At 49.8% G+C, this 24363-nt stretch carries 22 protein-coding genes; 6 read left to right on the top strand and 16 right to left on the bottom strand.

The window, feature by feature from the left end; translation table 11 throughout:
* Nucleotides 1–86: 86 nt before the first annotated feature.
* The 7 genes from ACSTTO_RS01585 to ACSTTO_RS01555 form a co-directional block, all read right to left on the bottom strand.
* The gene (locus tag ACSTTO_RS01585; protein ID WP_439271345.1) at nucleotides 87–1001 is read right to left on the bottom strand and encodes a LysR family transcriptional regulator; all 915 of its coding nucleotides are present in this window, start codon (nucleotides 999–1001) and stop codon (nucleotides 87–89) included.
* Between the two features lie 219 nt (nucleotides 1002–1220).
* A complete protein-coding gene (locus ACSTTO_RS01580) occupies nucleotides 1221–2720 on the bottom strand; it encodes a serine hydrolase domain-containing protein (protein ID WP_439271389.1) in 1500 nt (499 codons plus the stop codon).
* 80 nt (nucleotides 2721–2800) lie between these two features.
* The gene (locus ACSTTO_RS01575; RefSeq protein ID WP_439271344.1) at nucleotides 2801–3541 is read right to left on the bottom strand and encodes an ABC transporter ATP-binding protein; all 741 of its coding nucleotides are present in this window, start codon (nucleotides 3539–3541) and stop codon (nucleotides 2801–2803) included.
* Nucleotides 3541–4368: an ABC transporter ATP-binding protein gene (locus tag ACSTTO_RS01570; RefSeq protein WP_439271343.1), complete on the bottom strand. Its 828-nt coding sequence runs from the start codon at nucleotides 4366–4368 to the stop codon at nucleotides 3541–3543. The genes ACSTTO_RS01575 and ACSTTO_RS01570 overlap by 1 nt, the downstream gene beginning before the upstream one ends.
* 11 nt (nucleotides 4369–4379) lie before the next feature.
* Nucleotides 4380–5282 (bottom strand): nickel transporter permease, encoded by a 903-nt coding sequence (gene nikC / locus ACSTTO_RS01565; RefSeq protein ID WP_439271342.1) that lies wholly within the window; start codon nucleotides 5280–5282, stop codon nucleotides 4380–4382.
* Nucleotides 5279–6292 carry an ABC transporter permease gene (locus ACSTTO_RS01560; RefSeq protein ID WP_439271341.1) on the bottom strand — a complete coding sequence of 338 codons (1014 nt, stop codon included), beginning with the start codon at nucleotides 6290–6292 and terminating at the stop codon, nucleotides 5279–5281. Before ACSTTO_RS01560 ends, nikC begins: the two co-directional genes overlap by 4 nt.
* Nucleotides 6289–7887, bottom strand: a complete 1599-nt coding sequence (locus ACSTTO_RS01555; protein ID WP_439271340.1) for an ABC transporter substrate-binding protein — start codon at nucleotides 7885–7887, stop codon at nucleotides 6289–6291. The genes ACSTTO_RS01560 and ACSTTO_RS01555 overlap by 4 nt, the downstream gene beginning before the upstream one ends.
* A gap of 538 nt (nucleotides 7888–8425) precedes the next feature.
* Between ACSTTO_RS01555 and ACSTTO_RS01550 the strand changes: the two genes are divergently transcribed.
* Together ACSTTO_RS01550 and ACSTTO_RS01545 are read left to right on the top strand one after the other, a co-directional pair.
* Nucleotides 8426–9487 (top strand): dipeptidase, encoded by a 1062-nt coding sequence (locus ACSTTO_RS01550; protein WP_439271339.1) that lies wholly within the window; start codon nucleotides 8426–8428, stop codon nucleotides 9485–9487.
* Between the two features lie 368 nt (nucleotides 9488–9855).
* Nucleotides 9856–10953, top strand: a complete 1098-nt coding sequence (locus tag ACSTTO_RS01545) for an acyltransferase family protein (RefSeq protein WP_439271338.1) — start codon at nucleotides 9856–9858, stop codon at nucleotides 10951–10953.
* Nucleotides 10954–11058: 105 nt separating this feature from the next.
* On the opposite strand, the gene ACSTTO_RS01540 is transcribed toward ACSTTO_RS01545, so the two are convergent.
* Both ACSTTO_RS01540 and ACSTTO_RS01535 read right to left on the bottom strand, forming a co-directional pair.
* A complete protein-coding gene (locus tag ACSTTO_RS01540; RefSeq protein ID WP_439271337.1) occupies nucleotides 11059–11574 on the bottom strand; it encodes a L,D-transpeptidase family protein in 516 nt (171 codons plus the stop codon).
* A gap of 62 nt (nucleotides 11575–11636) precedes the next feature.
* Nucleotides 11637–12401: a gamma-glutamyl-gamma-aminobutyrate hydrolase family protein gene (locus tag ACSTTO_RS01535; RefSeq protein ID WP_439271336.1), complete on the bottom strand. Its 765-nt coding sequence runs from the start codon at nucleotides 12399–12401 to the stop codon at nucleotides 11637–11639.
* A 389-nt stretch (nucleotides 12402–12790) separates the two neighbouring features.
* Between ACSTTO_RS01535 and ACSTTO_RS01530 the strand changes: the two genes are divergently transcribed.
* Nucleotides 12791–13045, top strand: coding sequence for a YjhX family toxin (locus tag ACSTTO_RS01530; protein ID WP_439271335.1), 255 nt, complete (start codon nucleotides 12791–12793; stop codon nucleotides 13043–13045).
* Nucleotides 13046–13087: 42 nt separating this feature from the next.
* Here the strand turns inward: ACSTTO_RS01530 and ACSTTO_RS01525 are convergent, their stop codons facing one another.
* The 6 genes from ACSTTO_RS01525 to lysA all read right to left on the bottom strand — a co-directional run bounded on the left by ACSTTO_RS01525 (nucleotide 13088) and on the right by lysA (nucleotide 18699).
* Nucleotides 13088–13774, bottom strand: a complete 687-nt coding sequence (locus ACSTTO_RS01525; RefSeq protein ID WP_439271334.1) for an amino acid ABC transporter permease — start codon at nucleotides 13772–13774, stop codon at nucleotides 13088–13090.
* Between the two features lie 4 nt (nucleotides 13775–13778).
* The gene (locus ACSTTO_RS01520) at nucleotides 13779–14477 is read right to left on the bottom strand and encodes an amino acid ABC transporter permease (RefSeq protein ID WP_439271333.1); all 699 of its coding nucleotides are present in this window, start codon (nucleotides 14475–14477) and stop codon (nucleotides 13779–13781) included.
* Between the two features lie 153 nt (nucleotides 14478–14630).
* The gene (locus tag ACSTTO_RS01515) at nucleotides 14631–15440 is read right to left on the bottom strand and encodes an ABC transporter substrate-binding protein (protein WP_439271332.1); all 810 of its coding nucleotides are present in this window, start codon (nucleotides 15438–15440) and stop codon (nucleotides 14631–14633) included.
* 126 nt (nucleotides 15441–15566) lie between these two features.
* Nucleotides 15567–16313 (bottom strand): amino acid ABC transporter ATP-binding protein, encoded by a 747-nt coding sequence (locus ACSTTO_RS01510; RefSeq protein WP_439271331.1) that lies wholly within the window; start codon nucleotides 16311–16313, stop codon nucleotides 15567–15569.
* 60 nt (nucleotides 16314–16373) lie between these two features.
* Nucleotides 16374–17258, bottom strand: a complete 885-nt coding sequence (dapF, locus tag ACSTTO_RS01505; protein ID WP_439271330.1) for a diaminopimelate epimerase — start codon at nucleotides 17256–17258, stop codon at nucleotides 16374–16376.
* 163 nt (nucleotides 17259–17421) lie between these two features.
* Nucleotides 17422–18699, bottom strand: coding sequence for a diaminopimelate decarboxylase (lysA, locus tag ACSTTO_RS01500; protein ID WP_439271329.1), 1278 nt, complete (start codon nucleotides 18697–18699; stop codon nucleotides 17422–17424).
* 176 nt (nucleotides 18700–18875) lie between these two features.
* Between lysA and ACSTTO_RS01495 the strand changes: the two genes are divergently transcribed.
* Both ACSTTO_RS01495 and ACSTTO_RS01490 read left to right on the top strand, forming a co-directional pair.
* Nucleotides 18876–19799, top strand: a complete 924-nt coding sequence (locus tag ACSTTO_RS01495) for a LysR substrate-binding domain-containing protein (RefSeq protein ID WP_439271328.1) — start codon at nucleotides 18876–18878, stop codon at nucleotides 19797–19799.
* Between the two features lie 166 nt (nucleotides 19800–19965).
* A complete protein-coding gene (locus ACSTTO_RS01490) occupies nucleotides 19966–21138 on the top strand; it encodes an aminotransferase (RefSeq protein ID WP_439271327.1) in 1173 nt (390 codons plus the stop codon).
* A gap of 49 nt (nucleotides 21139–21187) precedes the next feature.
* Here ACSTTO_RS01490 and ACSTTO_RS01485 read toward each other — a convergent pair whose 3' ends face one another.
* Entirely contained in the window at nucleotides 21188–22816 is a 1629-nt protein-coding gene (locus ACSTTO_RS01485) for an MFS transporter (protein ID WP_439271326.1), read from the bottom strand.
* A gap of 413 nt (nucleotides 22817–23229) precedes the next feature.
* Between ACSTTO_RS01485 and ACSTTO_RS01480 the strand changes: the two genes are divergently transcribed.
* The gene (locus ACSTTO_RS01480) at nucleotides 23230–24339 is read left to right on the top strand and encodes a GNAT family protein (RefSeq protein WP_439271325.1); all 1110 of its coding nucleotides are present in this window, start codon (nucleotides 23230–23232) and stop codon (nucleotides 24337–24339) included.
* Nucleotides 24340–24363 lie beyond the last annotated feature (24 nt).

The raw sequence follows: 24363 nt of genomic DNA, 5'->3' as shown, positions 1-24363 counted from the left end.
CGGTTTTATAAATATGAATATCGCCGCTATTTAAACAATATAGCGGCGGTATAATTATAATATCGCAGTTTTTGAAGGATGAAATATCAGTTGTCGGTGACGGCGTTTAATTCTTCCAGCCTGTTCCAAAGCCGCCTGACGGCGCCACGTTGATTATTTCTGGCACAATAAAGCCGGATCTCCACCTGAATATTCCAGCTCGGATCAGCACCCGGCACAAGCTGCCCTGCGGCAAGCTCATCTGCAATCAGGCTTGAGGGCACCCAGGCCATGCCCCAGCCGGACATTGCCATGCCTTTCAGGCTGATCGACATGCTGCCCTCATGCACAAGCCGGTGTTCCGGCATTTTACGGGCAAAGAGCTCCCCCAGTAAATGTCCAAAAAAGGATGATTTTTCATAGCCGATATAGTCAAACGGCTTTTCTTCATCATTCACGCAGTGCAGTGGTTTTCCTTCAGCATCAGGCGCACTTACCGGAATGATCTGCTCATAGCCGATCACTTTATAATCAAAATCAGAATTATTGAGCAGCAACGGCACAGAAGGGTGAACATAGGTCAGCAGAAAATCACAATCGCCATCAACAAGTGCGTTAACATTGCCCTCAACACTGCCGCTATCCGGTCTCAGGCGCGAGAAAACCGGATATTGCAGGTCCTGAATCCGGCGCAGCCATTGCGGGAAAAATGTAAAAGACAAAGTATGCAGGGCAATAAAGGAAATTGTTTGCGCATCCATATTCTGATGCGCCTGAAAACCCTGTCTGATCTGATAAAGCGATCTCAGGGTTTCCTGTGCAACGGGGATAAACTTCTCTCCGTCCTCTGTCAGCCGTGAAGGATAGGTTGCCCGATCAATCAGGGTTGTGCCCAGCCATGTTTCAAGCTGTTTGATACGACGGCTGAAAGCAGATTGGGTAACATGGCGCTCATCTGCCGCTTTTGAAAAATTGAGCGTATGCGCAAGCGCCAGAAAATCTTCGACCCACTTAATTTCCACACCAGGGATCCTTCACCATGATTGCCCGCCCTGCACACAATTATGCAGCCACAGCACAGGATTTACACGATATAAAGGCGTATTTGAACAAAAACTTAAAAAAAGCTGGGGCTTATCAGCTTTTCTTAACAACGCTGATAAGCCCTGCCTGTCATTCATAGCAGGTTTTGCCTGTTTTGTAACAAACAGATTTTGCCACAAAACAGGTATTTCAAAAATTTACCGGTAATATTCGAGCATCCGGCTGCGGTTTAAAACCAGCTCTGCATGATTATCGCCTAAAATATGCAGGCAGACACGCTTGACCCACGGGCCGTCATGGAGCGTAAACAGATAACGGCCATTGCCAAGATCCAGCATCGGCATTGTTTGCCGCACAGGGCCTGTACCCATAATAACCGCGCCATCAATAATTTCAAAATATGCTCCATAAGGCGACCGCCACATACCATCAAGCTCGTTTCCTGCAGGCTTTGGCACAACAGGATAAAGACGGCGCGGAGCATGGCCGATCTCTCCTTGTAAGACCTCGCCAGTCCAGCATATCCGCACCGGTGAAGTGGCCGAGCGTGATGAAAACCAGCCATTGCCTTCATCATAAAGCGCATCTTCATTATCGATATAGGTTATATTGCCATTTTTCATCTCAACCCAGTGATGGCCGGTTTCCGTCAGATAAAAACCATCGGGAATTGTGCTGCCTGCCCGTGGCAGGGTGCGCCCTGTTAATGCTGCCATTGCGGCCTGTGCTATCTGCGCGCCATTGGCATCATCACGATTGGCAACAACAATAAAACCGCATTGATGTTCAGGGCAGATCAGCACATAGCTTTTATAACCGGGATGAGAGCCGCCATGACCAACAAGTTTCAGGCCATCCAGCTCAGAATTAACAAGCCCCAGACCATAGGCAGAAAGGCGCCCGTCGGCCATTTTGCGTGATGCGCCAAGTTTATCCATCATACCGGCAAGTTTGCCCTTGCCGCACATGAATGCCTGCGCCCAAATAGCAAGGGCATTGGCGCTGCCGGTCAGGCTGCCTGCTGCAGAAATATACAGGCCTGCCGCGCTTAACTGCCATTTTTTGCCATTATGCCAATAGCCCGGCACCAAACCATCCACAGGATCATTCCACATATCAGGGGCTTTAAACTTCACCCCAAGCCATGGCACAATTTCATTCTGCAAATAATCGTCAAAGCGCAATCCCTGACGCTCCAGCGCAATTTCCGCCAGCCGGTAACCGGTATTGGAATAAGAGATCTGCGTGCCGGCATCAAAATTAAGGCGCTTCATAGTTGCGTGAAAATCCATCAGCCGGTCATTATGCGTTTCCGTATAGATAGAAAGACCGAGCAAAGTGAGACATTCACGGGTATCGGGCAAACCGCCGCTCATATCCAGCGCCCGCCCCACGGTTACATCAGCAAGCGGCTTGTTTAATTCCGGCAAATATTTTCCCAGCCGTTCATCAAGGCTGATTTTATCCGGATTTTGCAAAACCATAGTGGCAAAGACATGTTTGGTAACAGAGGCATAACGCACAACACTGTCTGCTGAAAACGGCTTGTGCGTAGCAAGGCTCTCCACGCCGCCTGCTGCGTGAAAGCGAATATGATCCGCATCAAAACCAACAATGACGCCTCCCGGTTCATTGGCAGACCATTGTGCAGCCAGATTTTGTGCGGTTTTTAAAGCAGCGTCCCAATTCATAGCCATGAGGGTTTCATGCTCCTGTTGATGCGGATTGTTGATTTTGCCGATAAGAAACAGGCCGGAAAATCCGGCCTGTTGCATGATTATCGGGGCTCTTCAACCGTAATGCTTAAATTGCGCAATTCGGTTGTATGAGGATGCGTTGTGCGGCCTTGCCGCAGATCTTGCGCGGTGAGCTGCTCCACCATCACCCCGTTTTGCATAACCCCGACCTCAGGGCAAAGATGCGCAATAACCGCAAGGTTGTGGCTCACCAGCACATAGGTCAGATTGCGCTGTTCACGCAGATCAGCCAGAAGATTGAGAATTTCTGCCTGTACTGACACATCAAGCGCCGAGGTCGGCTCATCCAGCAGCAAGACCTGCGGATCGGCAATCAGCGCACGGGCAATGGCCACACGCTGGCGCTGGCCGCCGGAGAGCTGATGCGGATAACGGAAACGCACCGTCTGCGGCAGCGCCACATCATCAAGCGCCTGCTTAATGCGGCTCTCAATATTATCAATATTATGAACCAGCAAAAGTTCGCTCAAAATACGGTCAATGGTCTGGCGCGGATGCAGGGAACCAAACGGATCCTGAAACACCATCTGCACAGAGCGGAAAAACTCCGGCGTGCGTTTTAAAGGCGCATCCTTGCCGTCAAAGGCAATGCGGCCAGACCAGTTCTGGTTCAGACCCGCCATGGCGCGCAGAATTGTTGATTTGCCGGAGCCGCTTTCGCCGACAATGCCGAAACTGCCGCCTTTGGCAACCTTGAAAGAGACGCCCTTTACAACCTCACGGTGGCCAAATTGAATTTTTAAGCTGTCAACTTCAATCATTATTTCAGCCACTCCGGATCACGGGTCATTACCGGCAAACGATCGCGCGGATGCGTCAGCGACGGAATGCAATTGAGCAGCCCCTTGGTATATGGATGCCGGGCATTGCCAAGTTCCGATGCTTTCAGCTCTTCCATCACCTGCCCCATATACATAACCAATACGCGGTCACAGAAATGGGAAACAAGCGGCAGATCATGGCTGATCAGGATCAGGCCCATGCCGCGGCTGGAAACCAGATCATCAATCAGGCGCAGAATTTCTGCCTGCACGGTTGCATCAAGCGCTGAGGTCGGCTCATCGGCAATCAGCAGTTCAGGATCAGGTGCCAGCATCATGGCAATCATCACGCGTTGCCCCATTCCGCCGGATACTTCATGGGGATAGGCATGTGCCACTTCACGCGGATTGCGGATTTTCACCTGATCGAGCAGATCAATTGCCGCTTCCAGTGCCTGTTTTTTGCTGCCGCCTTTATGTGTGCGCCAGCTTTCAGCCACCTGCACACCAATGGTTTTAACCGGATTGAGCGAATATTTTGGATCCTGCAAAATAAAGCCAACCCGTTTGCCGCGGATCTGACGCATCTGCTTTTCAGAAGCATTCAGCAGATCCTGCCCGTCAAAACTTAAACGGTCAGCCTTGACTTCGGCAATATCCGGCAGGAGTTTCATTAAGGCGCGCGCAGTCAGGGATTTGCCTGAGCCGCTCTCGCCCACAATGCCGAGTTTTTCGCGGCCAAGCTGCAGGGAAAGACCGCGCACTGCTTCAAAACGTGAGGTGCGGGTCTCAAAGGCTATTCTCAGATTTTGAATATCTACCAGCATCTTCATCTCCCTCAGTTTTGCTTCGGATCGAGCACGTCACGCAGACCATCTCCGAGGAAATTGAAGGCGAGAGAGACAAGAAAAATGGCAATACCCGGGATTGTGGCAACCCACCATTGCTCAAAAATAAAGCGTTTGGCTGTTGCAATCATTGCGCCCCATTCCGGTGACGGGGGCTGTGCACCCATACCAAGAAAGCCAAGGCTTGCGGCAGTCAGGATGATGGAGCTCATATCAAGAGTGATGCGCACAATCAGGCTCGGCACGCAGAGCGGGGCAATATGACGGGCAATAATGCGCGCCGGTTGTGCACCGGTCAGCCGGTAAGCGGCAATATAATCCGTGTTGCGAATAGTCATGGTTTCTGCACGGGCAAGGCGGGCATAAGGCGGCCAGGCTGTGAGTGCAATCGCCAGAATGGCGCTTTCAACACCAGGTTTCAGCGCAGCCACAAAGGCGAGTGCAAGAATAAGGCGCGGAAAGGCAAGAAACACATCTGTGACCCGCATCAGGATTGTATCAACAATGCCACCAAAATAACCGGCGACACAGCCGATGATCAGCCCGATCGGCGCAACCAGAATAACAACAGCAATAACCATGCCCAATGTGACACGGCCGCCATAGAGAATACGCGAAAAAATATCGCGCCCCAGCTCATCGGTGCCAAACCAGTGTTCGGCGCTTGGCGCGGCAAGACGATTGCCAAGATCCTGCACACCCGGATCATAAGGCGCAAGCCATGGTGCAAGCAGCGACACAGTCACAAATACCAGAATAATGAACAGGCCGATCATTGCCAGCGGATTTGACTTGAGATTAAGCCAGATACGGTAGCGCCGGCCCCAAAGAGCCTGCGAAGGTGAGGACGGCGTTTCATTCAGCGCCCAATTATGAAAATTTGCAAAAATCATCTGACGCGTGGATCCAGTATCTTGTAGAGAATGTCAGCAAACAGGTTTAGCCCGACATAGATGACACCAATCAGAAGAGTGGCGCCGACGACAGGGTTCATATCTGCATTCATCAGCGAGACAGTCAGATATTGCCCGAGACCCGGCCAGCTGAACACGGTTTCTGTTACCACGGCTCCCTCAAGCAGACCTGCATAGGTGAGAGCCAGAACTGTCACCAACTGCACGGCAACAGTCGGGAATGCGTGTTTCCAGATTACTGATGTGGCTGACAGCCCTTTGGCGCGTGCCGTAATGACAAATTCACCTTTCAGGGCATCCAGCATGAATGCGCGGGTCATACGTGTGATATAGGCCATGGAAAAATAGGCCAGAATAATGACTGGCTGCGCCATATGGCTGAGCGCATCCCAGAAGGCATCCGTATCGCCGTCAAGCAACGTATCTATTGTCAGAATACCGGTGACATGCGGCACCATATCCTGAAAAATAATATCCTGCCTGCCAGGCCCCGGCGCAATGCCAAGTGCAGCGTAAAAAATAAGTAGCGAAATCAGCGCGAGCACAAATGTGGGCACCGAATGGCCGGCAAGACAAATGACGCGGATAATCTGATCGGTCATGCTGCCCTGACGAACAGCTGCCCAGACCCCGAGCGGAATACCAATGACAGCCGCAATAAGCAGAGCGGCCGTTGCCAATTCAAGAGTTGCCGGAAAATAACGGGCAATATCTGTGGTCACAGGGTTGCGGGTTAAAATGGAATTGCCAAAATCGCCATGCAAAACCTGACCGATATAATGGAAAAACTGCACAATAAGCGGCTGATCCAGCCCCATTTCTGTGCGCACACGTTGAATAACAGCCTCCGGCGCATTATCGCCAACGGCTGCAATCACAGGATCAACCGGCATAACGCGACCGATCATGAAGGTGACAATAGCCAGTCCGAACAGCGTGATTAACACGCTGCCCAGAGTGCCTGTCAGGGTTTTCAGTCTCTTATTCAAGCTTTCGCAATCCCTGCATAGGAGTGGCTGTCAGAAAGCACGCCAAGGCGCATACCGGTCACGTCCTTGCGGCAGGCTGCTGTCAAAACAGTTTGCAACATCACAACAAACGGGCTGTTATGCATGAATTCGCGCTGCAATTCTTCATAAAGCTTCACGCGGGTTGCAGGGTCTTTCTCATCGCGAGCGGCGAGTGATTTCTTGGCAAAATCTTCATTCTGGAAGTTTGAGCGCCAGGCAAAAGGCTTGGTCTTGGCATCATCTGAAAGATCAGACACGTTGCAGAACACATCAGCATTGGTATTTGGATCAAAATAATCCGAGCCCCATGCAGTGAGTGCAATTTCATGCTCACGGGCACGCATTTTGGTGAGAACCTGACGATTTTCCGCTGCACGCAATTCCAGTTTGATACCGATTTCTGCCAGATTGGCCTGAATGGCCTGTGCAATATCCGGCCATGGCTGTGCGGAATAGTGATCCATGCTGATGGCAAAACCATCGGCAAGACCGGCTTCAGCCATCAATGCCTTTGCTTTTTCCGTATCTTTCTGGAATGGCAGGTCATTTACCGCACCGGGAAACCCTTCAGGAATAATGGTCTGATGCTGCTGGTGGGTCAGCGGCACGATATTTTCCTGTATACCCTTATAGTCAATTGCCCATTTAACGGCTTCCCAGAGCTTTGGATTTCTGAGTTTTTCAACTTTCTGGTTGAGTGACATCAGGCCGATACCGGCAATACCCTTGGTAACCAAAGTGAAATTGTCATCACCTTTGAGAACGCGTAATTGTTCGGATGTCAGATTACGGGCAATGTCCACATCCCCCTTCTGAAGCATAAGAAGCTGGGAAGAAGGATCAGCCACATGACGCAGAACAATGCGTTTGACATTACCCTTATAAGAGCCATGCGGATTGAGGCTGAGCATCACGCTTTCGCTTGGCTTCCATGCAGCCAGTGTCCATTCAGCGGAACCGGCGCTGTTTTTCTGCAGCCAGCCATTGCCAAGATCATCGCCGGAAGCATTGTCCATAACCAGCTTTTTCTCAACAATGCTGCCAATGCTTGAAGACAGGCAATAGAGCAGGAATGACAGGGATGTCGGGTTTTCAAGAGTGAGGGTTACGGTACCGGCATCGGTTGCGACAATCGACTTCTCAACATTTTCAGGCGTGAAGCCAAACTGGCCGATAATGAATGCAGGGCCTTTGTTCAGTTTGATTGCGCGCTGCAATGAAAAAGCAACATCTTCCGCGGTGATCTTGTTGCCGGTTGCAAATTTTGCATCCGGATTGATCTTGAAGGTGAAAACCTTGCCATCCGCATCCGCTTCCCATGAGGAGGCAACACCGCCTTCAATGGTTTCAGGGTTTTCAAAACCCGGATGCACGAGGCGTTGATATATATTGTTGCAGATTTCACTGCCCACAGCTTCAAAGCTTTCATGTGGATCAAGTGAGGTCATATTATCAAGCTGCTGGGCAACAACCAGAATATCCTGACGACCTGCGCCAATGGCTGGCAGAATACTGGCATAAGACAAGAACGGTACGGCTGCAGCGCCGGCCAAAAAATTACGTCGTGAAATCACGGTGATTTCCTCTTCCCTGATCCGATAGGCGAAAACTGGCTGGATGCCCAGCCAGTGGTTGAGTTTTTGATATCCAGAGCATTTCCGGTTTGATCCGGATGGTTCAGAAACACACCATCCTCTGCCAAAAGCGGTTTTCGCTTTTGGTTTGCAAATGCTCCGGCAGAACCATCGATTTAATCTGATGCAGTTATCATGAAGCTCAATAACGCGGCCAATGCAGATTTTGCCAGCGTCTATGCATGGTTTGCATGTAAATTCTTGTTTACAACTTTATAATTTTAGAAAAAAGACGTGATGCATATCCGGACTATCAATTGTCATAAAAGACATTTGCAATTCATTGGCAAAATGGCCAGTCTCGCAAATCATGCACCGCTATTGCCGGTCACCGCCTGCACATATCAGTTTGTGTGTCGGCTTCCTATCAATAAGGCAATATGTTGTGCTTTGAATAATAACAGAATTCTATTCGCTAAATATTTCTGTTTGCGACATATTTTATGTCTCGTAACAGAATGAGTAAGGTATTTTTCCAATGTCCAGTTCTCTGCCGGAAGATCAAATGACACCCGTTTTTGATGGTCACAATGACGTATTGCTGCGTTTGTGGACATCCTCTGAGGCTGATCCCGTTAAACGTTTTATTGAAGGCGAAAAGGCCGGCCATATTGATCTGCCGCGCGCGAGAAAAGGCGGCCTTGCCGGCGGCCTCTGCGCTATTTATGTGCCCTCCCCGTCAATGGAAAAAGATGCCAATGGCGATTATCCGGCACCGGAGCAGGGTGATGCGTTGAGAATCACCCTTGGCATGGCAGCACTTTTGGCAAAGATTGAAGCCCGGTCGGCCGGCACCCCGCAAGGCGGCCTGAAAATCTGCCGCAATGCCGATGATATTCGCAATGCCATGGCCAATGGCACATTTGCATCTGTGCTGCATATTGAGGGGGCAGAGGCAATCAGTGCCGATCTGGATGCGCTTTATGTTCTGCATCAGGCAGGTCTGCGCACCTTAGGCCCTGTCTGGAGCCGGCCGAATATTTTTGCCTATGGCGTTCCGTTTCGCTTCCCCAGCACGCCGGATATCGGCCCCGGCCTGACTGATGCGGGCAAGGCGCTGATCCGCGCCTGTAATGAGCTGAAAATCATGATTGACCTGTCACATATGAATGATAAGGGTTTTTGGGATATTGCGGCAATTTCCGATGCGCCATTGGTGGTCAGCCATTCCAATGTGCACACGCTTTGCACCCACAGCCGTAATGTGACCGAAAAACAAATGGATGCCATCAAGGAAACCGGCGGCCTGATGGGCATTAATTATGGTGTCTCTTTCCTGCGGGCTGACGGCCAGAAAATCACGGCCACACCACTGAGCGAAATGGTGCGCCATATTGATTATATCATCAACCGGATTGGTGTTGATCATGTGGCGCTTGGTTCTGATTTTGACGGTACGACAATTCCGGACGCACTGGCCAGTGCCGCCGATTTGCAATTGCTGATCGCAGAACTGCGCAAGGCAGGTTATGATCAGGAGACAATCGACAAGATCGCCTATAAAAACTGGATCCGTGTTCTGGAAAAGACCTGGGGCTGAGATAACACCCCTTTTCATCACACCCATATCGGGCTTCCGGCGGCACGCCGGGAGCCTTTTTATTTATAAAAAACACAGAATTTATTTATTTCACAATAATTTTCTCTCGTTAAACGGCGATCATTTATATTTTATAAGAACATTATAATAATTAAATATATTTGCTTCTTTATAAAACTTTTTAATATTATCTGGTATTTTTAAAACAGTAATTATACAAAACTATTATTGGATAGATTCCACAATATACTGAATGTGCCTTGCGCTCATAGGTGTGCTGGTTGAAACATATGCCACAGGCATAGGTGTGCCCTTGCAAAAGGCAGAAAGCAGCCCGCTTATACGGATGGCTATTGAGCGAGGGGCGGATGTCTTCAAATAGTGCTGTTAAACCAGAGAAATTCAATACAATTCAAATTCTGCGCGGCATTGCGGCTCTGCTGGTGGTCATCGGCCATACATTACAACATGCGCTGGAAAACCCGCCTGCTTTTCTGGGCGTGTTTGGTGCTTTTGGTGTTGCGGTTTTCTTTGTAATCAGCGGTTTTATTATCAGTACAATCACGCCTTATGCATTTTCGCCTGTCACATTTATATGGCGGCGGGTCACACGGGTTGTGCCACTATATTGGCTTTGCACGCTCTTTCTTGCATTTTGTGCTGCTTATTTACCAAGCCTGTTTAAAACAACCGTTTTTACCAGGGATTATCTGTTGCATTCGCTTGGTTTTATCCCTGCGCTTGTGCCAAATACTGCAGATGACTGGCGCCCTTTGCTCAAACCCGGCTGGACGCTCAATTATGAAATCTTTTTCTATTTGTTATTTGTACTGTTCTGGTGGTGTGAAACAGCATTCCGGCGCACATTATTGCTGAGTGCTGTGCTGGGCGCCTTTATTATTGGTGCATTTTTCACCACACGTAACAGCAATATCACAGCCTTTTATTTCAACTTCCATTTGCTGCCATTTCTGGCTGGTATCTGGATTGCAGAATTACAACGCCGCCAATTATGGAACAATGTTTCGGTCAATTCGTTGCCGCTGCTGATTTTTGCCAGTGCACTGAGCCTTGCAATATTATTCAGTCTGGATTTTCCGGCCGTACCGCTCTTTGTGGAGCATATTGTTTATCTTGCAGCTGCTGTCTTGCTGGTTATTACTGCCCTTTGTACAGAACGCTGGATGAAACATCTATCAAAACGCAATCTTTTCATGCAGATTGGTGATAGTTCCTATTCGCTTTATCTCACCCATATGTTTGTTGTCGGAGCCGGCTGGGCAGTGTTTAACAAGCTTGGCTTTAATCACGATCCCTATTCATGGGCATTTGCCGGCGCAGCCCTGATGATTATTCTGGCAAGCCTTATTGGTGCAAAAATCAGCTATCTTATTATTGAAAAACCATTTATCCGGCTGGGGCACAAGAAGTTTGGCAAAGTGCGCAGCCCTGCCCTGCATGGCTGATCGTAACCACACAAAACAGGGCGCATCAATAAGCAGAGCCTCATATTCTGCTTATTATCCGGCATTGATATATAACAGGTAAGCCCGACGGGCTTTTTGCAGGGCTTAATCCTGTTCAACAAAATGCAAATATGTATCCGGTGTGGCCAAAGCCAGAAACTCCAGCAGGTCTTGCCGGGAGAGAGCGGCGCAACCGGCCGTCGGCGTATAATCAGGGCGTGCAATATGCAAAAAAATTGCACTGCCTGCCCCCGGCACGACCGGATCATCATTATGGCCCAGCACAACAACACAATCATAAACATCAGCTTCCATCCACATTTCTTCATGACTGGCGGCAAAGGGTAGTTTTACCAGCTTGTTATAATCGGGATGCGAAGGCTCATCACACCAGCCCATATCTCTTTCAATAATGGTGCAATCAAGAAAAGTTTCCGGTTTTTCAATACGGTCAGCACGATAAAACAGGCGGCGCAAAGGCCAGCGGCCGGCCGGACTTTTGCCCGAACCCTCCTTGCTATCTCTGCGGATACCATTAGGGCCCACAGCACAACGCCATTTTTTTTCGCCATATTCTGCCTGATAGATATTGTCGCCAATATGTCTAACAACAAGATCCATAACCATTTCCTTTTTCTGTAATGATATTTGCCTGCTCATATCCGGCGGCGATATAATTGCGCTTATAAGGATCGTTCATGATAACGTCGCGCAGCATCGCAAAACGCTTTCAGCAAATGCGCATCACCTGAAGATTGCTTATATTCCGGATGCCATTGCACGCCGATCGCAAAGCTTTTATCCGGATGCTCGATTGCTTCAATAATACCGTCTTCAGCCCGCGCGCTTACCTGCACCGGCGCTTTGACCATGCGCACAGATTGATGATGGGAACTATTGACATGCAGGCTTGTTGCGCCTGTCAGGGCGGCCAGACGGCTTTCAGCCACAAGTTTGATTTCATGTGTTGCCCAGGCACGACCGCCGGCATTTTCGGTATTTTTAGATACAGAATGCTCCAGCGCATCCTGCACCTCATCCGGAATATGCTGTACCAATGTGCCTCCTGCAAGCACCGCCAATAGCTGATGCCCGCCGCAAATGCCAAGCACCGGCATATCGCGCTCCAATGCGCCGCGCAAAACCGCGGTTTCAAACTGTGTGCGTGCCGGCTTCAGGCGGATTGTATCCGTGCGTGCCACTTCACCAAACATTTCCGGCGGCACATCAAAAGCACCGCCTGTCACCATCAATCCGTCAATCATATCAAGATAAAAGCCAGCAATATCAGCCAGATGCGGCAGTGCAACCGGCACTCCGCCGGCCTCTTCTATACAGGACAGATAATTTTGCCGAATGGCATACCACGGGGAATCTGAAAAACCGCCGCCCTCCTCGCTGTCAAGGGTTACACCAATAATCGGACGGAAAGGACTGGTATGTGTCATATCACTTTATTTCTTTAAACATTATAGGCAGACATAAATCCGGCTATAGAATTTTCTGTTCTGCCTGAATGAACACGCGGCCAGACAGGAACACAAGCGCAATTATCATCTGGCATCATGCAATTTTGCGATCATATGGTGGAGAGGTATGCTCTTGTTTCCGGCATAATCCTGCAATATACAGATCCTGTTCTTACAAGGAGATTTATGCGCAGCATCCTCAATCGTTAATTTATCCGTCTTACGGATCTGTTCGCCTCAAGCGAACACGATGGCCTGTGCTTTAACTTTCTCCTTCTCAGGACAATTCCCATGTTTATTAAAATTTTGCTGCCGCAAACCGGTGGCACAAACGGCTGTTCGCTCCGTTTCCACAACGGGAGGCAGCCATGAATATCTCCCGTTTTGAACGCCGCATTCTCGATATGCTGGCACGTGGCGGCAGGATTGAACCGCAAAAAGATGAAAGCGGAAAAATCATTGATGTCGATTTCATTTCCCGCGAAGGCTGGTTCCTTGACGGCACGGATTTGCAAACCTTCAAGAAACTGCGCGCCAAAAGACTGATAGCCTCATTTAACGGCAGTGCCTACCGCATTTCGAAACGCGGAATTCAGTGCCTGCAAAAAGCTCGGAATGCATGAAGATCGGGCGCAGTCTCTTGCCAAAACTGCGCCTGATCAAAACTAATCCAGCGATAAACGCTGCGAACCGCTGATTTTGTTTTCCGCCCATTTGGAAAATTTAAGGATCGGATAACAATAAACAAAATAAACCAGTGCAATCAGCCCGTATATAAACAGCACATCCCGCGGAAAGCGCAGCATTGACACTTCTCCCTGCCTTGTCAGTTCGGAAATACCAATGACCGAGAGAATGGCTGTGCTTTTAATGATAATCACATAGACACTGCTCATAGGCGCAATGGTCAGTTTCAGTGCCTGAGGCAGAATAACATGCCATAATTTTTGCAACTGATTCATACCCACGGCTGTTGCCGCCTCCCACTGGCCACGGGGCACGGCATCAATTGCACTGCAAACAATTTCTGCCACATAGCAGGATGTATAAAGCGACAGCGCCACAAAAGCCGCGGTATTTGAATCCCAGCTCAGCCATGAAATACCGCTATTTGGCAACACAAAATAAAACACATAAAGCTGTACCAGAAACGGCGTGCCACGCAAAACATGCACATAAAGCCCGAAAATTTGCGACAATACCGCCACACGGTAACTGCGCACTATGCCAATGATCGAACCGATTGCTGAGCCGGCAAAAATAGCAATCAATGATACAATAATTGTCTCCTTGAAGCCTTGCCAGAGAAAAGGCATAACCGAGACTGTCAGCTTCCAGTAATATTCAAACATCGCTTCAGCCTTTCGTTGCCCAGGCAGGGCCCGCCAGTTTTTTCTTCACATAATGTGAAAGTAACAGCATGACACAATAAATTGCGAGATAGCCGGCGGCGATTGTAAGAAAGCTCTCATTCGGCCGCACACGCTCACTGTTGAGCAACAGCCCCGCACTGGTAAATTCAAACACGGTGATCAGCGATAACAAGGACGTATCCTTGATCAGCACCGCGGTTTGCCCCAGTACCGGCGGAATAACATTGGCAAAAGCCTGCGGCAGCACAATATAAGAAAGGCGCTGGCCATAATTCATGCCAACGGCTTTTGCAGCCTCAACCTGTCCGCGGGGCACTGAGCCAATGCCGGTGCGGATGATTTCTGCCATATAGGGCGTACAATTCACTGTCAGCGCGGCTATGCCAAGCCACATTTCCGGCCATCGCGCCGTAAAAGGCAGCACCACCGGCAGCCCAAAATAGACCAGATAGATCTGCACCAGCAGCGGTGTGGAACGGATGAATGTGATGTAAGCCTGAAAAATATTGCGCAGCACCCGCCATTGCGTGAACATAACAACAGCAATGATTGTGCCAAATATCAGAGAAAGCACAAAGCTCACCCCGGTTGCAAGCAGCGTATTGCCCAAGCCCTCCGCAAATCTGTCGAGATATTGCGCAACAATGCGGTAGTTAAAATAATCGAGAATGAATGATGACATTATCTTATCCTGAATATTTCACTCCCCCGTTGTGACAGGAGCTGCGCGAAATATCTGAAGACAGGCTTCACCGGCATAAAACAGCGGCCGGATCAGAACTGGCGAAACAGCAATCCCCTGCCCGCCAATAAAGACGGGCAGGATATCAAACTGTTATTTATGGTCTTTTTCCCAGTCTGTGGTATTCCACCAATAATTGACCATGTCATCAAGACGCTTGTCTGAAGAGATCAGCTCCACATAATTATCGAGCCAGAATTTCAGATGCACCTCATCAGGGCGTACGGCAAAGGCCAGCGGATTCTTGACAATAATGCCATCGAGAATTTTAAGATTACCAAATTCATTGACGAAATTGGTAACATTGCCAAGGTCGGAAACCGTTGCATCAATGCGGCCGGCAGAGAGCGCCTGTGCCACAGCGGCCGTGCCTCCTGTAAACTCTTTCAAGTTTGCCTTTGGCATAAATTTCTTGATTGCTTCACTATAGGAGCTGGCCTGTGTGGAGCCAATATTCAGCCCTTCCTGATTAAGATCCTGCCATTTTGCCAATGGTGAATCTTGACGCACAACGGCCACTGTTTCTTCATAAAACATGGGTCGCGAAAACAGCAATTGCGCAGCACGCTGCGGGGTCGGGGTCATATCTGCGGCAATCATATCAACCTTGCCAGCAAGCAATGCGGGAATAAGCCCTTTCCAGTCATAATCCTGAAACACAACCTTAACGCCAAGATCCTCACCCATCATGCGGGCAAGCTCAACCGCAAGGCCGGTCTGTTTGCCGTCTTTATTGATAAAGCTTACAGGCGCGCCTTGCGTCTGCACGGCAACGCGCAATTCACCGCGTTTCAGAATATCTTCCATAATATCGGCTTTGGCTGTTGCAGCCACACCGGTTGATACAGCGGCAATGCCTGCAAGCATGCCGATTGACAAGGCAAGTTTTCTCAGAAATTTCATGATGTTCTCCTCATTATTATCCGTATTTTATTATCTGTGATTTCCGGTTTGGCGGAAATATTATTTATTCATTTTAACCCGCGCCCTCCATGCGCCTGCCCCAACATAAAAGGTCTTCTGAAAAGATCAGAGAACCTGCTCCAGAAAATGCTGCGTGCGCTGATGAACCGGTTTTGAGAACAGCACATCCGGCGTTCCGGTTTCCACAATCAGCCCCTCATCCATAAAAATCACCCGATCTGCCACCTCGCGGGCAAAGCCCATTTCATGGGTTACCACAATCATGGTCATGCCGGAGCGGGCAAGCTCTTTCATCAGATCAAGAATCCCGCCCACCATCTCCGGATCAAGCGCCGATGTTGCTTCGTCAAACAACATTACTTTCGGGTTCATCGCCAAAGCCCGCGCAATCGCCACACGCTGCTGCTGCCCGCCGGAGAGCTGGCTCGGATAATGATCAGCACGTTCTGCAATCCCCACCCGCGCCAGCATATCCTGTGCAATTTTCATTGCTTCCTGTTTGGGCCGTTTTAAAACCACGGTCTGCGGCATCACCACATTTTCCAGCGCAGTCTTATGCTGGAAAAGATTAAAATGCTGAAACACCATGCCGATTTCAGAGCGGGCGTGGTTAAGATTGGTTTTTGGATCAGAAATTGCCAGTTTATTGACAGTAATCGTACCGCTGTCGATGGATTCCAGCGCATTCAGGGTGCGCAGCAAAGTGCTTTTGCCCGAGCCGGACGGGCCGATAATCACCAATACCTCACCTTTTTCCACACTGAAAGACACTCCGCCCAAAGCGCGATGTGCTTTGCCATTAGCGGTTGCCGGATAGGTTTTGGTAACCTGATCTACCGATATAAAAGCCATTGCTCCCCTCCTTATAACGCGGTCTTTGGCGGATATTTGCGTTATTTTTCCATATGTTGTTTATCGTATTTCCGGCCAGAACCCGCAAAATGCAACCGCGACTTCTCCTGTCAGGATGATCGTATCATCTGCACATAATTCAACCTGTAAAGCCCCGCCGGGCATTGATACATGAAATTTTCTTAAAACCGTACGCCCGCTTTTCAAGGCAGCAACAGCTGCAGCGCAGGCACCACTGCCACAAGCCTGGGTAAGAATGCCCGGGCGCTCATAGACCACCAATCGCAACTGCGCCACATCCCCTGTTGGCGGCAAAAGCTGTGCGATACCAATATTGGCCTGTCTGGGTAGATAGGAACTGTTTTGCACTGCACCGGCATCAACAGGCACATTAACCGCATCAAAATCCTGTACAAAATAAACCAGATGCGGATTACCCATATCCACGGCAAAGGGCTCGTTCAACAAACCATGGTTTAACAAACCCTGATGTTGTGACAGCGGGCCTGCCAGCGGAACAGCCTGCCAATCCGTAACAGCCGGAGCAATCTGCAGGCTGATAATTGGTTTGCTGCTATTTTCTGTCATGCGCGCCTTGATCAGCCCGCCGGCCGTTTCAAGAATAGCGGAAGTTTTGCCGGCTTCCTGCATCCAGAGGAAAGCGGCGCAGCGGCTGGCATTAAAACAGGCCGGCGCCTCCATGCCGTCTATATTATAAATCCGCAATTTTATATCGGCATCAGCCTGGTCCGGCTGTTCCAATACCAATAGCTGATCACCACCTATACCGCGATACCGGTCACAAATCTCTTCAACAAAAGTTTTTCCCGGCCGGTAAATACGCTGACGCCCGTCAACCAGCACAAAATCATTGCCCAAAGCATGGGTCTTGATAAAAAATATTCCGGCAGTGCCTGCCTGCACCACATCCAGATATGGCTGCATATGCCCCTCGCTTTCGGACCATGTTTTTCACGGTCTCAGGAAGCGGCCTCCCTGCCGCTTCTCCTGAAGCACTCCGGTTTTTAACAATGCCGGAATGCTTTTTATTTTTTATTTTTACATAGTCGTGCACGCAAAACTGCGGCACATTTCTGCTTGCAACATGTTAAAGATCCCGCTCCAGCGCCAGTGCATCCTCCACTGTCCATTGGCGGCGCACCAAACGGAAACTATCACCCTCAACCAGCACTTCCTGAATAAGCGGGCGGGCATTATAGGTTGATGACATGGTGGCACCATAAGCGCCGGCCACGCCAAGCATAACCAGATCACCACGCTCCAATGCCGGAAGATGATCAAACTCACCAAATGTATCAGAGCTTTCACAAACAGGCCCCACCAGATGAACCGGCAAAGCCTCTGCATCGGCTGCCGGCTCCCGCACCGGCCACACCGGATGCAAGGCATCATAAAGCGCCGGTCGCATCAGATCATTCATCGCAGCATCCACGATCGAAAATTTTACATTGCCCTGATTTTTGCCATAGAGCACTTTGGCAACCAGAGCGCCGGCTTCAGCAATGATAAAGCGCCCCGGTTCTATGGTCAGGGCGCAGCCGCTATCTCCCAGTGTTTCACGAATTGTCTGTGCATAGGCAATAACATCAATACCGGCTGAACCATCATAAGACACACCAAGACCACCGCCAAGATCGAGACGGGAAATGGTAAGCCCTTTGGCACGGATGGCCTGTGTAAGCTGCGCCAAACGTTCAAATGTCTGGCGGAAGGGTGCCACATCAGTAATTTGCGAGCCAATATGCACGGCAATGCCCACCATATTGATCTCTTTACGCGCGGCCGCGGCAGCATAGGTGTTCACGGCATCGGCATAGGCTATGCCGAATTTATTCTTGCTGGTGCCTGTGGTGATTTTCGGATGCGTCAATGCATCCACATCCGGATTAACGCGCAGCACAACTGTTGCCACCTTGCCGATTTTGCCGGCAACACGGGAAATTGCATCCAGCTCTTCAATAGATTCAACATTAAGCTGATGCACACCGGCATTGAGTGCGGCAGCAATTTCCTCATCTGTCTTGCCGACACCGGAAAAAACAATTTTTCCCGCAGGCGCGCCCGCTGTAAGCGCCCGCTGCATTTCCCCGTCCGATACAATATCCATGCCGCAGCCTTCATTGACCAGCAATGACAATAACGACAAGTTATTATTCGCTTTTACCGCATAGCAGATCTGTATATCCAGACCATCCAGCGCCGCACGCAATTTTGCCACCCGCTCACGCACCGCCGCAGCAGAATAGACATAAAACGGCGTGCCGTATTTGGCGGCAATGGCAGATATTGCAACATTCTCAACAGCCAGTTCACCGTTTTTATAGCCAAAATACGCAACATGCGGACGCGAAAACTCTGTGGTCATTATATCCTCAAATGATGAGGGCTATATATGGCGTAATATACAGCCTTTTTTAATTATCCTATAAGCTAGCAGAGATGCGAGCGCCGTCAAATTCATAATTATGTCTTTATTATTCATTTTTGATATGCTCTAAGTGCACTGCCAATATTCAGCCTGTCATAATGAGGGGAGATGCCATGCGCCTGACTCACCGCCAGTTGGAAATCTTTCAATCCCTGATGCATACGCTCAATGTCACGGAGACGGCAGAGCATCTTGGCTCATCCCAGCCAACAATCAGCCGCGAGCTGAAAGATTTGGAGGCCATTCTCGGTTTTACCTTGTTTCATCGTGATAATCGCCGCCTTAAACCAACCCAGCAGGCAACCGCGCTTAATGTGATTGTGCAGCGTTCCTTTGTAAGTATTGAGGAGATTGCCCGCACGGCACGCGCCATGCGCGGTGATAATCTGCAACGTGTGGCTGTTGCCTGCCTGCCCGCCTATGCCCATGCGCTTATTCCACAGGCTACCAAATTGTTTCTGGCGCAACATCCGCAGGCATCGGTCAAAATCCACTCGCTGGAGGAAAGCGCACTGACCCGTGATTTGCTGAGTAAATTTTTTGATGTCGGGCTGGTTGAGGGCAACCTTACCCTGAACGCCTCCGCGGCACTGCAAATCTATGCCGGCGATCTTCTATGCATCATGCCGCCGGATCATCCGCTGGCGCAACATGATAGACTCGATCTTGAGCAATTTGCCGGTCATAATTTTATATATTATACGGATGAGGATTATTACCGCCGTCAGGTGGATCAGTGGTTCAACACCGCCGGTATTCAGCGCAAACTGACAATCGAGGCAACCACGGCCTCTTCCATAGGGTCTCTGGTTTCTGCCGGTATCGGCATTTCTGTGATCAATCCTTTAAGTGCGCTGGCATTTGAAGGCTCGCATCTTTTGGTGCGGCCAATCCGTCATTCCATTCCCTATTATGTCAATATCTGGCAGCCGGAAGATATCCGCCGCGGCATATTAGGGCCGCAATTTGTGCAGGCCATTGTTACAGCGGTTGACAATATTGTCCTTAAACAAAAACAGCGCGGATTATGCAATTGAACCCGCCGCTTTACGATAGCAAAAATATTCCTGTAATAAGGCGCATAGTATCACTTTATACTCCTTTATGCGCTCTTCCATTGGTATTGCTGCTTTTTCAAGCTATTTCATAAAGTTATAGTGGCAGAGCAATGCGGCAGTCCGCTGAGACTATAGGGGGAGAAAAATGGTCAATCCGGTTTTTTCATCACTTGGCACCACAATTTTTGAAACCATGTCAAAACTTGCCGGAGAAACCAATGCCATCAATCTCGGTCAGGGCTTTCCGGAGGCACTGGAACCCCGGCCATTGATTGAAGCGGCTATTGCAGCCCTGCGCAATGGTTCACATCAATATCCACCTATGCCGGGTCTGCCGGTATTGCGGCAGGCGGTTGCCGCCAATGCCCGCCGCTTTTTCAATATTGAAGCTGACTGGGAGACTGAAATCCTCGTCACATCGGGCGCAACAGAGGCGCTGGCTGACAGTTTTCTGGCGCTGATCAATCATGGCGATGAGGTGATTATTCTCGAACCTGCCTATGATGCCTATAGCCCGTTAATCCGCCGCGCTGGCGGTGTTGTGGTGCCTGTGCGTCTATCACCTCCCCATTGGCATTTGCCGCAACAGGCGCTGTGTGATGCGATTACACCACGCACCCGTCTGATCGTGGTCAATAATCCGATGAACCCGATCGGCAAGGTTTTCACCCGTGAGGAACTGGATTTTATCGCAGAGCTGGCCGTCAAACATAATCTTATTATTGTGACTGATGAGGTTTATGAACATCTGGTTTTTGCCGGCAACCGGCATATTTCCTTGTTTTCATTGCCGGAAATCCGCAATCGCGTGGTGCGTATCGGCTCGGCCGGCAAAAGCTTTTCGCTTACCGGATGGAAAGTCGGCTATATTACAGCAGATGCCGGCTTGTTAAAAATTATTGCCCGCGCACATCAATATGTCACTTTTACCACGCCGCCAGCCTTGCAGGCGGCAGTTGCGGCAGGGCTCAATCTGCCTGACAGCTATTTTCAAAACCTGCGGGAAGAACTGGCACAACGCCGTGATTATCTGGTCAATGGTTTGCGTGATGCAGGCTTTAACACCGCCACGGCACAGGCCACCTATTTTGTGGTGGCAGATATCAGCGATCTTGACCGGAACAGCGATGATCTGGCGTTCAGCCAGCGATTAACCCGTGAAGCGGGCGTAACGCCGGTGCCGGTATCTGCTTTTTATTCAAAGCGGGATGTAACCAGCCATATACGTTTCTGTTTTGCTAAAAAGCCGGATACGCTTGAGGAGGCCATTGAGCGTTTGCGCCGCTGGCGTGATGAAAAATATCGTAAGACCAGATAGTGAGAATAGGCAGCCGGCACAAAGGGCGCCGGCTTTTATCCTTGTCGCATCAGGTAATCTCCAGATGATCCTTAAGCGGCATATCATCATGGCGCGGCACGGTCTGACGTTCAATCATACGATGCACGCGAGGCTTTTCAGAGCCTTTGTGCAATGCCAGCAATTTTTCCGAAACTTCAGCATCCGCATATGTGCGGCGCTGATTATGGCGCACATATTCCACCCATGTCGGCACGTGATAGCTCTCTGTCCATAAATCCGGATTTTCAAGATCCCGCAGCAAGGCCCATTGCTGCGCCCCGTCACGGATGCGAATACGCCGGCGCGCCGTCATTGCCTCAAGAAATGCAGGTACATCCTGTTGTTCAATATGATAATCCACCATCACCATAATCGGTCCGCTGCGCGGGCGGATATCAAGCCGCAATTGCGGTTCAGAAAATGAATTCAGCGGATCAAGATTAAGCTTGTCAAATTCCGGCAATTTAAATGCCAGCCCCACCAATGCCCCGCCAATCAGCGTAAAGGCAGCCACAACAAGCGCCGCGGCCACGCCATAATCATCCGCAATCACCCCCCATAGCCAGCTGCCGCCTGCCATGCCGCCAAAAGTAGCCGTTTGATACAAGGCCAATGCGCGGCCAACCACCCAACGCGGCGTGGAAAGCTGCACAGTTACATTAAACAATGAAAGGGCAATAACCCATGATGCGCCGGCAGGCAGCAATAACAGGCAGGTCAGCCATACGGAATGGCTATAGGATAATAAAAATACGCTGATGCCAAAAGCGATAAAGGCTCCGCGGACAATGGTTTCATTGGCAAATTTTTCACGCAACTCGCCAGAACTTAAAGCGCCCCCGATAGCACCAAGGCCAAATGCGCCAAGCATGATACCATATGTCAGCGCCGTGCCCTGCACCAGATCGCGGGCAACAAGCGGCAAAAGCGCCAGAATAACAATGGCAGACAGGCCAAACAGAAAGCCGCGAAACATCACCTTGATCAGATTGGGTGACATGGAGACATAACGCAAGCCTGCCGAGACCGCTCTGCCAAAGGATTCACGCGGCAGGGCAGATTTGCTGACCTGCGGCTTCCATTGCAACAGCGCGGCGATAAGCGGAATATAGCTGAATGCGTTAATAATAAATGCAAAGGCAGCGCCGGCCAATGCCACAACCAGACCGCCAATCGCCGGCCCGATACTGCGCATGGCATTAAAGCTCATACTGTTGAGCGCCACGGCACCCGGCAAATCGGAACGCGGGACAATATCGCCCATAGAGGCCTGCCATGACGGATTATGCAGAGCACCGCCGCAGCCGATAAGAAAGGTAAAACTAAGCAACAACCATGGTGTAAGCCAGCCCATATAGCCAAAAACCGCCAAAGTGAGCGACACAAGAAGCATCAGGAACTGGGCAGTCAGCATAATGCGGCGACGGTCAAAATTATCTGCCAGGGCACCGGCAAACAGTGAGAAAAACATAACCGGCAATGTTGTGGAAGCCTGCACCAGTGCAACCATATTGGAAGACTGTGCAATGGTTGTCATCATCCAGCCTGCCCCTACCGTTTGAATCAAACCACCGAGATTGGAGGCAAGCGTTGCTGTCCATAGCGAGCGGAAAGCTCTATGTTTAAACGGGGCTAGAGGAGATACGCTTTGCGACACCGCAGAATTTCCTATCCGAAGCAGATGCTTCATCATGCATGTTTCAATGGCTTATGCACACCGAAAATCAAAAAACCTGTAAAATCAATATACGGATTGTAACAAGTGCGAATTTTATGATCGTTAATTTTTACCACATGGTCTTTGTTTTTATGCGTTTTATTATTGCATATGGTTTGATGCGATCAGGCAGACAGTAAAAACTGTGCCGCTCTTGTCCTTATCAGCATGTTAAACGGCTAAGCTGCAACAAGCCTTAAAAAAACGAGCCGGTTATTATAATGTCGGTAAAAACAAGTTTTTCACACTACATTATAATGTGTGATAATAAACAATTCTGGCCACAGCGCATAAATACAGTTACAGCTATCCTATAAGATGCCTGGTTTAAGACAAAACACGGATAGAAGGCTATGAGCGAGATTAGAAATCTGACGCTGGCAGATATGCCGCAATTTACCAGATTATTTCAAAAAATATTCCTCAAAAGCCGGCAAGAACCTTCCGCCGAACTTAGTGATTATTTGCATAAGCTTTATATCGGCTTTGCCGGTGAGGCGGAGCCTGCCTCCAAAGTGCTGGTCAATGATAATGATGAGATCTACGGTTTTATCGGCGCCCATAAGCTTGATTATGTTTGTGAGGGAAAAACACTAAAAACCGTTATTGCCAGTTCGCTTATGGTTGATAATCATGAGCAGAACCCCATGGGCGGGGCGCGGCTGATACGCAGTATTTTCAATAGTGATTATGATCTGGCACTGACAGAAACTGCCAGTGAAGTGAGCGCGGCAATGTTGAAAATGCTCAATGCTGTTCAACTTACCGATTACAGCCTGGACTGGCTGCGCATTATCCGTCCGCTCGGTTTTGCGGTTGAAACAGCAGGATCAAAATTGCCGTTTTTGAATATGTTGCATCCTGCCGCCCGTATTCTTGATGAGCGTAAACGCAGCCGGCTCCAGGGCAAAAGCCTGCGTTGGTCTGCCACGCCACAGCAGTGGCCGGCAGGGCAAAGCCTGCAATGCAGCGAGATTGATCCGGAGGAATTTATTGCGCTTTATACGGAATTCAGCAATGATTTCAGCGCGCGCCCGCAATGGACGGGCCTGCAATTGCAAGCAAGATTGCAGGATGCATTACAAAAGCCTGATTATGGCCGCCCCTATATGGTCAAGGCAAGCGCCAAAACCGGCAGGCCGGTCGGCCTGTTCCTCTATCATCTGCAAAAAGGGCGCACTGCAAGGGTGCTGGAGCTGTTCAGCCACGCCAAAACCGGCAGTCAGGTGATTGATGCGCTCATCCACCATGCCGCACTGCAAGGCGCTGTTGCCATTCGCGGGCGCACCCGCCCGCAAATGATGGAAGCCATGCTTGGCAAGCGCATTGCCTTTACCCATCTTGCCTCAACCATGGTCTGGGCAAAGGATCCCGCGCATTTGCAACCTTTTTTGGGGGGCAAGGCACTTGCGAACGGGCTGGCCGGTGAATATTGGAGCCGCCTCACCGGCAACCCGTTATAGCGGTTTTATAACGGGCGGTTTTTC

It is taken from the genome of Pseudochrobactrum albidum (assembly GCF_051851455.1).
Lineage (GTDB): Bacteria > Pseudomonadota > Alphaproteobacteria > Rhizobiales > Rhizobiaceae > Pseudochrobactrum.
Note: the sequence above shows the minus strand (reverse complement) of the source record. Positions and strands in the feature narration are given on the sequence as shown.